The 12,225-nt window shown below is 53.0% G+C and carries 12 protein-coding genes; 4 read left to right on the top strand and 8 right to left on the bottom strand.

The window, feature by feature from the left end; all coding sequences use genetic code 11:
* The 6 genes from VB081_RS14050 to VB081_RS14075 form a co-directional block, all read right to left on the bottom strand.
* Positions 1–210, bottom strand: a 210-nt coding sequence (locus VB081_RS14050) for a hypothetical protein (RefSeq protein ID WP_323401403.1), incomplete at its 3' end; no start/stop codon positions are given.
* A 171-nt stretch (positions 211–381) separates the two neighbouring features.
* The gene (locus VB081_RS14055; protein ID WP_323401404.1) at positions 382–2,256 is read right to left on the bottom strand and encodes a VanW family protein; all 1,875 of its coding nucleotides are present in this window, start codon (positions 2,254–2,256) and stop codon (positions 382–384) included.
* Between the two features lie 121 nt (positions 2,257–2,377).
* Complete coding sequence (locus tag VB081_RS14060) at positions 2,378–2,770, bottom strand: secondary thiamine-phosphate synthase enzyme YjbQ (RefSeq protein ID WP_323401405.1); 393 nt, start codon at positions 2,768–2,770, stop codon at positions 2,378–2,380.
* A 20-nt stretch (positions 2,771–2,790) separates the two neighbouring features.
* Positions 2,791–3,417, bottom strand: a complete 627-nt coding sequence (locus tag VB081_RS14065) for a redox-sensing transcriptional repressor Rex (protein WP_323401406.1) — start codon at positions 3,415–3,417, stop codon at positions 2,791–2,793.
* Positions 3,418–3,612: 195 nt separating this feature from the next.
* On the bottom strand, positions 3,613–4,152 hold the full coding sequence (locus VB081_RS14070) for a DUF4190 domain-containing protein (protein WP_323401407.1): 540 nt from the start codon (positions 4,150–4,152) through the stop codon (positions 3,613–3,615).
* A 67-nt stretch (positions 4,153–4,219) separates the two neighbouring features.
* On the bottom strand, positions 4,220–4,873 hold the full coding sequence (locus tag VB081_RS14075) for a DUF4190 domain-containing protein (RefSeq protein ID WP_323401408.1): 654 nt from the start codon (positions 4,871–4,873) through the stop codon (positions 4,220–4,222).
* Positions 4,874–5,017: 144 nt separating this feature from the next.
* On the opposite strand from VB081_RS14075, the gene VB081_RS14080 reads away from it, so the two are divergent.
* The 4 genes from VB081_RS14080 to VB081_RS14095 all read left to right on the top strand — a co-directional run bounded on the left by VB081_RS14080 (position 5,018) and on the right by VB081_RS14095 (position 8,900).
* Positions 5,018–5,992, top strand: coding sequence for a Gfo/Idh/MocA family protein (locus VB081_RS14080; RefSeq protein ID WP_323401409.1), 975 nt, complete (start codon positions 5,018–5,020; stop codon positions 5,990–5,992).
* 88 nt (positions 5,993–6,080) lie between these two features.
* Entirely contained in the window at positions 6,081–6,641 is a 561-nt protein-coding gene (locus VB081_RS14085; protein ID WP_323401410.1) for a DUF1836 domain-containing protein, read from the top strand.
* A 17-nt stretch (positions 6,642–6,658) separates the two neighbouring features.
* On the top strand, positions 6,659–7,387 hold the full coding sequence (locus tag VB081_RS14090; RefSeq protein WP_323401411.1) for an NfeD family protein: 729 nt from the start codon (positions 6,659–6,661) through the stop codon (positions 7,385–7,387).
* 34 nt (positions 7,388–7,421) lie between these two features.
* Entirely contained in the window at positions 7,422–8,900 is a 1,479-nt protein-coding gene (locus VB081_RS14095) for a flotillin family protein (protein WP_323401412.1), read from the top strand.
* Positions 8,901–8,949: 49 nt separating this feature from the next.
* Here the strand turns inward: VB081_RS14095 and VB081_RS14100 are convergent, their stop codons facing one another.
* Positions 8,950–9,639 carry a response regulator transcription factor gene (locus tag VB081_RS14100; RefSeq protein ID WP_323401413.1) on the bottom strand — a complete coding sequence of 230 codons (690 nt, stop codon included), beginning with the start codon at positions 9,637–9,639 and terminating at the stop codon, positions 8,950–8,952.
* Positions 9,614–12,225 (bottom strand): sensor histidine kinase KdpD (locus VB081_RS14105; RefSeq protein ID WP_323401414.1); only part of this gene is annotated, 2,612 nt, incomplete at its 5' end. The genes VB081_RS14105 and VB081_RS14100, both read right to left, overlap by 26 nt.

The raw sequence follows: 12,225 nt of genomic DNA on the forward strand, positions 1-12,225 counted from the left end.
GCCAAGACCGATTCCGTCAACAGCAACGCCGTCTAAAAATGTGCCTGTGGTAAACAGTTCCTGTTCTTTTTCCGATGTCAGCTTGACCTCGGAAAACATATATACACAAAAAATGATTGCAACAACCGCGACAGCAACCGCCACCCCAAATATTGCAATCCTTTTCTTATTCACTACCCTGTGCCCTCTTGCGGGCCTGTAATATTTCATGTGCCATTCTCCCAAAATGCTAATTCGTACAAGTATACCTTATAAATATAACGTATGCACCCGGGGTTGTAAACAATTCTTCCGGGTATTCAAAAAATTTTCATAAATCGTTTGTTTTAAAAAAATAGGGAACTTGTTTGCGATAACAAGTTCCCTTGGTTTATCGTATCGTCAAGCCGCAGGATCGACCGGCGTTTCCGGTACCGGCGTCGGCTCTGGCGGCGGGGTCGGAGCCGGTGTTGGCGCAACGGGTGTAGGCGTCGGCTCCACAGGCGTCGGTGTTGCCGCCGGGGCTGTGCCCACGCGCACGATGGAGTTGAATGCCTGGTATGTTTCCGTCGAGAACTTCTCTGTCTTTACAACGTTTCCGTCCGCATCTTTCCAGTGCTTATAGACGTCGAAAACCCTGCGCGGATGCGAACTGCGTTCTACCACACGCGTTCCCGCCGGAAGCGTCGGATCCTCGATGACCTGCTCTCCCGCAGGGCTGCCTCCCACCTCTTTAGATGTAAAATCACGCGTCAGTCCGTCTTCAAACTTCGGTCCATAAATCGAAATCTCGATGTTCCTGTTCTGTCCGTCGCAGTTCGCGATGATGTAGATCGGAATATCATAGTTGTTCTTGATCACAAAATCCGGTGCACCAGTAGAGATCGTCGCGTCTAGCCCGCCGGGCACATAGTTGAGCGGCCACGAATGGTGTGAACGATCCACGATTTCGACCTCCGCACGCAGGATTGCGTTATACAATGTAGAAGAAGTCTGGCAGATGCCGCCGCCCGGCTCATCCTGATATTTCCCGTCCGCGATGCCCGGTGCGGGCTTCCACCCACGGGCATAGGAGCGCGGCCCCGCTTCTTCGTTGATAGACCATTTCTCGCCCGGCATGATCTTCACGCCATTGATGGCGTCCGCCATCTTCCAGATATTATATCTACGGCCCTCTGCCGAAGAATCATAGTCTGTTTTATATGTCCCGAGCAGGGCATATCTGTCTTCCAGATCGGCCTTGGTGAGCGTAGGCTGTGTCACCTTTGTTTCCGCTGCTACCGGCGTAAAATTGTTCTCTGCAAGCTGCGCATAGATCGTCTCCGCAAGCTCATTGTCGTCTACTTCCTTACCTACGACCTCCTCCTTTAAGTCGATCGTAGAATTCGTCATCAGCGTTGCTTCGTCCCGCGTCGCCACGACTTCTACTGTCGCGTCCTGTGCCGGAACATTGATCTTATCGTCATTTGCCTTTAGGGACGTCAGGATGATTTCCTTATCATATGCAACGGGCATCTCGATCTCCGCGCCCTTTTCCTTTGCTTCCTTGATTGCCGCGTTACGCTCGGCAAATGTTCCCTCGCGGCCATAAAGCATTGCTTTTGCAAGCGCCGCGTCTATGTCCACGCTCGCGCCGAGCTGCTCGCCCTTGAGCGTATACGTATCGCCGTCCACGGAATAATCGAGCGCAAGCGCCGCCAGATACTCTTCCTCGCTTTGCTGCACTTCGGGTTTGGCTTCCTCTAGCGTCTTGCCGGAAAGGTCTACGCCTGCCATGCTCACACCGTCGTAAAACGTCCCGTTGTCGATGATCTGCTGCAGGTTCTCTCCGGAAAGCACTTTATCTTCGCCAAGCATCGCATATCCTGTAATGCCCACCGCGACGATCGCCACAATGATGACCGCGACAATAACGATCTTTTTCGCGCCCCATTTCTTCTTACCCGGAATCTCTGAGCGCAGCTTGTTCTTTCCACCCGATTCCGAAACCGTTTCCGCTGCCCCCATACCGGCGGCCGCAGCGACAGGTTCTGCCGTTCGTGCCGTCTCGTCGGGCACATTCTCGATCGGCTCATATACCGTCGTCTCGCCCTCGGACATCTCCGGCTGCTCCGGTACTGCTTCTTCTGCTACAGGCTCCGTGTCCTGCACAGACTCCGCATCCGCTTTCATTGCCTGTGCCGCGTCCTGCTGCTCCTCTGCCGGTGTCTCTCCTATTTTACGCGCTGTTTCGCCAAACTTGCGTTCCTCGTTTTTGTTGTTTTCAAATTCGGACATTACCTTACCTCGTTATGATTTATTTACCTGCATATCACTGTATGATTCCATACTTATAATAATATACACCGACTGACCATGTAAATATTAAAATATGATAGAAACGCAAACAAATTGTAAATTATTCGCATTTTCCGATCGTCACATAATAATTCCTGCGCGGACGCGGCCCGTCGAACTCGCAAAAATAGACCGCCTGCCATGTACCCAGCTTCAGCTGTCCATTCTCGATAGGAAGGCTTACGCTGTTGCCCGCCATCGCCGCCTTGAAATGAGCGACAAAATTGTCGTGCTTGAACTTTTCCGCCGGGATCATCCGATTGAACGCCGTGATCGTATCCTCACGCACCGTAGGGTCGGAGTTTTCCATGATCAGTATCCCCGCCGTAGTATGCGGACAATGCACGACCGCGATCCCTTCGCTCACGCCGCTTCTTGCGACCGCGTCGCGCACATTGCGCGTAATATCGATGAATACTTCTTTCTGATACGTTTGCAGCTCATACGATTTCATAGGCCATATTTCCTCTTGTTTCAAATACTCTCTTTCAATTTATACGACAGAACGTACAGGCTGTCCGAAAGATGCACGTTTTCTACCGCCACGCCTCTCCTGACCGCCACATCCGTCGGCGCAAAGTTCCAGATCGCCTTGATGCCGAAGCTCACAAGCAGGTCCGCCGACTGCTGCGCGTATTCTTTGGGCGTACAGATGATGGCGACGTCGATGTCCTTGCCCTTTAGATAAGTCTCCATCTTGGCGATATCCTGCACCATACGCCCCTCGATGAGCGCCCCTACCTTCGTAGGATCGCTGTCGAAGATGTCTACGATGTTAAAGCCTTCCAGCATAAAATTTTTATAACCGAGAAGCGCCTGTCCGATGCGCCCCGCACCTACGATGATCACGTTATACCGTTTATCAAGCCCCAGAATGCGCGCAATCTCTTTTTTCAGCTTGCCGACGCTATATCCGTAGCCCTGCTGTCCAAAGCCGCCAAAACAGTTCAAATCACGCCTGATCTGCGACGCGTTGAGACTCATCTCTATACTCATCTGGGAAGAAGAAATCTTATCGATGCCTTTGCCTTCAAGGTCTTCCAGATATCTGTAATAACGCGGAAGTCGCCGGATGACCGCAGGGGATATCTTTTCGCTCATGCCATGTTCCTCCATGTTCTTTCCTATAATATATTATTATACTATAGTTGCATGGCATTGTGTGAAATTATTTTACATTTTTTTCACAATGCTTTGCGGCCTGCCCTGCCGGTATTTTTTGCTTCTAACCGTAAGACGCAAAAAGAGCGGAAAAGGTTCCCTTTCCCGCTTTTTTTATTGTATTTTTTTTGTTTCTCACATGTATGGCAGCATAGAAACCGCCGACGCGCCGATCACGCCGACAAACGCCACCGCAATGATAGATACGATCGTGACGATGATTGCAACGATCATACCGATGATGCCGCATACAAGCCCTGCTGTCGCCATGCCGCTCGACCCGTATTTTCTGGACGAAGCATACAGCGCCACTGCAACGATGGTCAGGATCAGGCCCACAAACGGCACCCAGCAGAAGATCAGGCCTAAAATACCGCACACCATAGAACCCGTGCCTCTCCCCTTACCTTCCTGCTGCGCAGCATTATACTGCGGCGGCTGTTGCTGCTGATATTGTGGTTGCTGATACTGCGGCTGCTGCTGGTATTGCTGCTGATACTGCCCGCCGTACTGCTTTTGTCCCTGCGGCGGGGGCTGCTGCCCCGGCGCTTGCTGATAAGCCTGATTGTTGTCAGGCACCGCCTGTTTTTCTTCCACCGGTTCCTTGGACGCGCCGCAATACGGGCACGTTGGCAACGCATCGCTATAGCTCTGTTCACACTTTTTACAAATCATACTCTTTTCCCCTCAAAAAACTACGCAGCCAAGGGGCAGCTGCGTAATCTTGTCATTCCTGCGGATATTAATACCAGTAATTGTTCCACATCCACGGGCTGGACGCGTAGTACGAGATCGCCGCGAAGGCTGCCGTCCAGATGATCGTGAATATAATGGATACGATAAGGCCGATGATACTGCACACAAGTCCTGCCGTTGCCATGCCGTTCTGTCCGACCGGCTCGTTTTTCTTATACAACGTATAGAAGACGATACCTAAAATGTTGAGCACCAGTCCTGCATACGGTGTCCAGCAAAGGATCAGGCCGAGGATACCGCATACCATGGAAGCGGTCGCCATATTCTTTGCCTTTGTCTGTGCGTCTGTCAGGGGCTGTCCCTGCACAGGCTGCTGCTGATATTGCGGCGGTGCCTGATACTGCGGGGGTGCCTGCTGGTATTGCGGCTGACCCTGCGGCGGTACCGGAGGCTGCTGCCCGGGCTGGTTGCCCGGCTGTGGCTGTACCGGCGGCGCCTGCTGATACTGCGGCTGCTGCTGCACAGGTTGCTCCTGCACCGGGGGCTGCTGTATTGGCTGCTGCTGCACAGGTTGCTCCTGCACCGGAGGCTGCTGCACCGGAGGCTGATATCCTTCTGCCGGCTGCTCTTTGGGTGCGCCGCAGTAAGGACATGCGTTCAAATTTTCATCATAATCCTGATGACAGTTTTTACAATTCATTGATGGAAGCTCCTTTCGCTTTCTACATGTTATTTATACCACATTTTTTTCGCTTTATCAAAGGATTATTCTTAATATTTCCTTACAAACTAATGAAATATGTTATACTTGTTATGAAACCAAAATATACCGAGAGGTAATCAGATGGAATATGCAACCATAGGCACATCTAAAATCACGCAGCAGATGATCGAAGGTACGCAAAAAACCGGCTTATTCGAGCTCGCCGGCGTATATTCGCGCGACCTGCAAAACGCCAGGCGCTTTGGCGCACAGTACGGGGCGGTGCAGGCGTTTGACGATCTTACCGCGCTTATAAAAAGCGGCATCGGCGCAGTGTACGTCGCAAGCCCCAATATCCTGCACTACGAGCAATGCAGGCTGCTTCTTGAAAACGGCAAACACGTCATCTGCGAAAAACCGCTGACTGTGCGAAGCGATGAAACGCGTGCGCTCATTTCACTGGCGCGCGACAAAAACGTCGTATTTATGGAAGCGATCATGATGATGCATCAGCCGCAAAGGCTGGCGCTCAAGCAAATATTGCCAAAGCTTGGCAACATCACCACCGTACATTTCGATTTCTCGCAGCTCTCGTCACGCTATGGCGCTTTTTTAAACGGCGAGCTGCCCAATATTTTCAATCCCGCGCTTGCCGCAGGATGTATCATGGATTTAGGCGTTTACTGCGTCTATCCCGCGCTCGATTTTTTCGGCAAACCAGAGCGCATCCAAACGAATGCGCATCTTTTGCACTCGGGCGCGGACGGCTATTTCAGCAGCACGTTCTTTTATCCGGATAAGCAAGTGCTGATCACCGCCTCCAAGATCGGTCAGGGGCGTGCCGGATCAGAGATCATCGGCGACCGCGGAACGATCACCATCCGCTTGCTGCACCATATGAGCGACGTCACATGGTTCCCCGCAGAGGGTGCGCCCGAGGTAATTTGCGACGATATCGACAAAACCATCCTCATGGGCAACGAAATGAAAGATTTTTACCGCTATATCACCGATCCGCAAGGCACGCGCGAAGAATACGAATACGCGCAGGCTTTGAGCATTTCCGTCTCCGAGACCCTGCAGCAAATGCGTGCGCAGGCGGGCCTTTCCTTTTAAATCATAAGGTTCACTCGATTTTGTTTGACAGTCACGCGACCGTGTAGTATAATGATGACATTAAGTTGTTATAGTACAGCGGCCTGATTTGGGTCGCAAAGAAAGGAACGGAAATGTGATTGGTTATTTGCCGGGAACTACGGTAGAAATGAATATGGAAAACGGCATACAGGATTTTTTGAACTCTCTGTTTGCCGCTAACGGGTTGGTACTGTCGCAGGTATTACAGCTGACGGGGCTTTCTGCGCACACGGTACAAAACTGGGTCAAGCGTAAATTCGTCAGTCCGCCTGTGGGCAAAAAGTACGATTGCGACCAGTTTTGCAGAATCGTGATCATCAACATGCTCAACGATATATTCCAGATCGACCAGATCACGCGCATGATCGATTATGTCGCTGCGGGAACGGCGAATGCGTCTTCGTTGATCTATACCTGTTTTGTCGATGTGCTTGCCCTCGTACCCGGCGACGCGGTACGTACCGCCACAAAGCTCGACGCCATCGTAAGCAAGGCGCTCGCCAAGCGTTCTGTTTCGGGGGAGACCCTCAATCGGATGCAAAGAGTGCTTCGCATCATGCTTCTTGCGCACATTTCGGTACAGGTTCGCGCAGAGGCCTTGTTGGAACTGAATACACTTGATATTTGATATAGGAGGATAAAAACATGATTGCTTGGTGGGAAGCCATGACATTGGTTGAACAAATCTTTGCCGTGGTCGGGATCGCCGCCACTGTTTTACTGGTGATCGAGGTCATCCTGCTGCTCGTCGGCGTTGGTCACGGCGCGGATGCGGGCACAGATGCGCCGGGCGATGTCCATACAGACATGGGCGGTATCCATGACGGGCTGCACGACGCCATTCCGCACACAGATGTGCACATCGGCGAGATCACGACCGACGGCGCGACAGACATCGACATATCTATGGATACGGACGCTCCGCCGGGAGACCATCCGGACAGCGGGCAAGCGCACTTTGAAGGCAGCGGACTGCATCTTTTTACGCTGCAGGGTCTGGTCGCGTTCTTTGCGGTATTTGGCTGGTCGGGTCTGCTGCTTTTAAAATCTGACGTACTGCCTGTCGCCAGTGTGATCCTTGCGATCGTGTTTGGGCTGGTGGCAATGGTACTGATGGCCGTTGCGATGCGCGGCATGCTAAAGCTCCAGTCCGACGGTACAATGGACATCCGCAACGCGCTTGGTAAATCCGGCACCGTATACCTGCCCATCCACGAAAAACGCAGCGCTGCCGGCAAGGTCACGGTCATGGTACAGGGCACGCTCACAGAGATGGACGCGGTCACAGATGAAGATGCCACCATCCCAACAGGCGCACAAGTAGTCGTAACGGGAATCACGAGCGGAAACACGCTCGTTGTAAAAAGGAAGTAACGGCCGGAAAAATCCGGCCACGGGGGAATGAATCATGAGCATTGAAAGTTTGATTTTAATTGTAGTCATTGTTATATTGGTCTTCATGTGCCTGCTGATCTTTTTGACGCGGTACAAAAAATGCCCGTCCGACAAAATTATGGTCATCTATGGTAAGGTCGGCCAGAACAGCGACGGTACAAACCGTACGTCAAGGTGTATCCACGGCGGCGCATCGTTTATCTGGCCCGTCATTCAGGCGTACCAATACCTTGACCTGACGCCTCTCTCCATACAGGTCGACCTGAAAAGCGCGCTTTCCCGCCAAAATATCCGTATCGACGTACCATCCATCTTCACGGTGGGTATCTCGACGGAGCAGGGCATCATGCAAAACGCGGCGGAACGCCTGCTCGGTCTGCAGATGTCCGAAATACAGGAACTTGCCAAGGACATCATCTTCGGTCAGCTGCGTCTTGTCATCGCGACGATGGATATCGAAGAGATCAACACCGACCGCGATAAGTTTCTGGAAGCGGTTTCGCGCAATGTGGAGTCCGAGCTCAAAAAGATCGGCCTGCGCCTGATCAATGTAAACGTAACGGATATCAGCGACGAATCAGGCTATATCATGGCGCTTGGTAAGGAAGCTGCCGCCAAGGCCATCAACGACGCAAAAAAATCCGTTGCGGAAAAAGTACGCGACGGTTCTATTGGTGAAGCAAACGCGCAGCGCGATCAGCGTGTAGAGGTCGCGACTGCGGATTCCAAGGCGATCACCGGTGAAAATACGGCCAAGATTGAGATTGCCCAGTCCGACGCAGCCCGCCGCGAAAAGGAAGCCGAAGCCACAAGGCTTGCGACCGCAGCGGAAAAGGTACAGGCTGCAAAGGCTCTCGAAGAAGCGTACGCGGCAGAAAAGCTGGCAGAACTCGCGCGTTCCTCGCGTGAAAAAGCGACGCTGGAAGCGGACGTTATCGTAAAGGCTGAGATCAGGAAACGCCAGATCGAGCTGGAGGCGGAAGCAGAAGCAGAACGTCTGCGCAGGCAGGCCGCCGGTGAAGCGGATGCGATCTATGCCAAGATGGAAGCGGAAGCGCGTGGTATGCAGGAGATTCTGAAGAAGCAGGCGTCCGGTTTTGCAGACATCGTGGATGCAGCGGGCGGCAACGCCAAAAACGCCCTCATGCTGATGCTTGCCGATAAGATGGAAGACCTGATGAAAGTACAGGTCGAGGCTGTCCGCGACCTAAAGATCGACAAAGTGACCGTCTGGGACGGCGGCGCTGCTGGCAAGGACGGCAAATCCAGCACGGCAAACTTCCTGTCCGGGCTGATGAAAAGCATCCCGCCCATGAACGAGATTTTCGAAATGGCGGGCATGGAGCTGCCAGAATTCCTTGGCAAAAAGATCAGCGACACACAGGACGCAGAGACAGTAGACGTTTCCTCAAAAAAGCCCACAGTTGTTGTGGAGGCACCAACAGAAGCAATGCCGGCGCAGGTGGACAACCAAAATCCCGCAGCGCAGTAAGATAACATAAAAACGCCCATCCAGTAGTATGGATGGGCGTTTTTTATTCTTATTCCCCGTCCGCAATACGCAGCATGCGGTATCCAACGCCGATGTGCGTCTGGATATATTTCTGTTCCTTGTCTATCTTTTTCCGCAGTGTCGCCATAAAGACACGCAGCGACGGAATGTCGCTTTCAAGCGTACTATTCCACACCTCTTTTAAAATGTATTTGTGTGTGAGCACCCTGCCCACATTTTTGGCAAGCAGGCACACAAGCTTATATTCCATAGGCGTCAGGTGGCATTCCTGCCCATCGAGATACACACAGCCCGCCGCATAATCGATCTTCAGTCCGCCGTTCTCAAAAACAGCTTCCTCTCCCGCCTGCGCGGGATTCAGTTTGCGTACGGCAACACGCAGGCGCGCCAGCAGCTCGTCCATGGAAAACGGCTTTGTCAGATAATCGTCCGCGCCCGCGTCAAGCGCGCTGATCTTGTCCCTGTCCTCGCTGCGCGCACTAACGACAATGATCGGGCAATGCGACCATGTACGCAGCTTTTTGATGATATCCACCCCGTCCATATCCGGCAGCCCAAGGTCTAAGATAATGATGTCCGGCCGGTTAGTGACCGCATACATAAGCGCCTGCTCCCCGCTTTCCGCAGCAATGCACTGGTATGCGTTTAAGTCAAGCGTGGCCGTCATAAAATTCCGGATCGCCTGGTCGTCCTCAACGATCATGATTGAAGTTTTCACTGTTTTTCACCTCCGCTATGGGCAGCGTAAATTCGAATACCGTTCCGTGCACCGGGCTGTTATCCATGACGGCGATCTTGCCGCCATGCGCCTCCACGATGATCTTGCAAAGCGCCAGACCAAGCCCAAGCCCCCTGCGGCTGTCGCCCCTGTTTCCGCTCACGGTATAGAACATATCAAAAATATTTTTCTTGTCGCGGTCGCTGATGCCCTTGCCGTCGTCGCCGATGCGCACAAGCGCCTCGTCTCCTTTGCGCGTCACAAGCACCTCGATCGTTGAACCCGCATCCGTATATTTGACTGCGTTGTCTATGATATTGATAAACACCTGCACAATGAGCTGCACATCCACATTGACCATCATCATATCATCCTGCAAATGGGTGAGTAGATGATGCTCGGAAATCTTACGGCTCACATGCCGCAGCGCTTCTTCGATGATCTCCGACACAAGTTGCGGCTCTTTGCGCAGCTGCACGTTGTCATTGTCGATGCGCGAGACGGACAGCAGGTTTTCCACCAGATTGATCAGCCACACAGAATCGTCGTAGATACCTGTGATCAGCCGGTTCCTCGTTTCCTCGTCAAACTTGTTCGTCAATATCGAATTTGCGCTGCCCGAAATGCTCGTCAGCGGCGTACGCAGATCGTGCGACACAGCGCGCAGCAGGTTGGAACGGAAGCGTTCGCTTTCCGCCTGCATCTCCGCCTTACGCTGCGCCTCGTTGAGCAAATACCGTTCGAGTGCGGACGTGATCTGTGCATACAGTGCATACAAAAGCGAATCCTGCATACTGTCAAGCTGCTCTTCCCCGTCCGCAACAAGCCCCACAACGGCAAGCACTCCCTCTTTTGTTGTAAGCGGCGTATAGCGCGCCGCCGCGCCGGGCAGTGTGTTCGTACCTTTTCCCGCGGAATGGCGGTTGCGGATGCACCACGCGGCCACCGCCCGTTCGTCCTCGTTTAAAAACGCCGCTTGTTTTTGTTCTTCACCCTTTTCATTGACGGCAAACGCACTTGCCGCGTCGCCCTTGTCCGCAAGGTAAATGACCACCGGACGCCTCGCAAACCGTGATATCTCATAGAGAGAGCGCTCCACGATCTCCTCTTTTGTCTTTGCATCCTGCAAGTTGCGGTCGGCCTCCAAAAGGATATTCGTACGGAACGCACTTAACGTCGCCGCAGTCGCCTGCCGCTTCACCTTGCTGGTCAGCCCGCTCGTAATAAGCGCCGCAACCAGCATGATCGCAAACGTGATCGGGTACTCCGCGCCATATGCGTTGAATGTAAGCCTCGGTTCTGTAAAAAAGAAATTATACAACAATACGCCGATCACCGACGCGATCACGCCGTAAAAGCGCCCGCGCGTCTGGTTTGCCGTGATCAGCACTCCCAAAATCAATACCACGATCACGTTGGCCTGGCTAAAGCCGATCCGGTCGAACAATATCCCGATCAGCACCGCCGCCGCCATGATCAGCAGCATCTTGACAAAATCCCTGAGCGAAAAACGGAATTTCCCCCACCCTAGCCTGCGGCGCGGCTTATAATCCTTTGCACCGCTGTCCGGTATCACAAATACCTCGAGTTCGGGGGCATGATCGATCAGCTGATCCACAAAATTCTTGCGCCGTCCGAAAAACGGCATTTTCTGTCCTGTCCTGCCGATCACGATCTTGGTAACGCCGCTCACGCGCGCAAACGCGGAGATCTGTAGCGGTACGTTTTCTCCATAGGTGGTCGCGATCTTTGCGCCCAGCTCTTTTGCCAGACGGATATTATCGCGCAGGTTTTTCGCGCCCTCCGTATCAAGCGCCGGGTTTTCCGGCGCATCCACGAATAGAGCGGTAAATCCCGCATGGAACACCTCCGCCATACGCGCCGCGGTACGAATGACCTTGGCGTTAGAGGGAGAAGTACTCAGGCATACCAAAATATGCTCTCGCGCGAGCACGCTCTCATTTTTCTGGTTGACGCGATCCGCAACCCTGCGCAGCGCGATCTCGCGCAGTGCCATCAGGTTTTCGCGGATAAAGAAATGCTCCAGTGCTTCATGCGCCTGTTTTTGCCTGTATATCTTACCTTCGTTCAAGCGCTCCAGCAATACGGACGGTTCGATGTCAATGATCTCGACCTCGTCCGCCATATCGAACACCTTGTCCGGAATACGCTCCCGTACGATGACGTGTGTGATGGAGGCGACAATGTCGTTGAGGCTCTCGATGTGCTGCACGTTGATCGTCGTATAAACATCGATGCCCGCATGAAGAAGCTCTTCGATATCTCCCCAGCGCTTTGTATGCCTAAGGCCATGCGCATTGGAATGCGCAAGCTCGTCCACCAGCACAAGCTGCGGGTCGCGCGCAAGGGCGGCGTCAAGGTCGAATTCCCTGAGCGTGATGCCCTTATACGGCACCTCGAGCGGCGGCAATACCTCCAGACCTTCAACAAGCGCAAGCGTTTCCGGTCGGGTATGCGGTTCCACATAACCCACGACAACGTCAACGCCGCGCTTCTTTGCATCGTGTGCGGCCTCCAGCATGGCGTAGGTTTTCCCTACGCCAGCCGCATAGCCAAAAAATATTT

The sequence above is a fragment of the Christensenella sp. genome (genome assembly GCF_034927525.1).
In the GTDB taxonomy this organism is placed as follows: domain Bacteria; phylum Bacillota; class Clostridia; order Christensenellales; family Christensenellaceae; genus Christensenella.

Bases quoted from the DNA above. Each gene is read 5' to 3' on its own strand.
- VB081_RS14065 (WP_323401406.1), bottom strand. From the start codon at position 3,417: ATGAGCGAAAAGATATCCCCTGCGGTCATCCGGCGACTTCCGCGTTAT.
- VB081_RS14075 (WP_323401408.1), bottom strand. From the start codon at position 4,873: ATGAATTGTAAAAACTGTCATCAGGATTATGATGAAAATTTGAACGCA.
- VB081_RS14095 (WP_323401412.1), top strand. From the start codon at position 7,422: ATGAGCATTGAAAGTTTGATTTTAATTGTAGTCATTGTTATATTGGTC.
- VB081_RS14090 (WP_323401411.1), top strand. From the start codon at position 6,659: ATGATTGCTTGGTGGGAAGCCATGACATTGGTTGAACAAATCTTTGCC.
- VB081_RS14055 (WP_323401404.1), bottom strand. From the start codon at position 2,256: ATGTCCGAATTTGAAAACAACAAAAACGAGGAACGCAAGTTTGGCGAA.
- VB081_RS14070 (WP_323401407.1), bottom strand. From the start codon at position 4,152: ATGATTTGTAAAAAGTGTGAACAGAGCTATAGCGATGCGTTGCCAACG.
- VB081_RS14060 (WP_323401405.1), bottom strand. From the start codon at position 2,770: ATGAAATCGTATGAGCTGCAAACGTATCAGAAAGAAGTATTCATCGAT.
- VB081_RS14080 (WP_323401409.1), top strand. From the start codon at position 5,018: ATGGAATATGCAACCATAGGCACATCTAAAATCACGCAGCAGATGATC.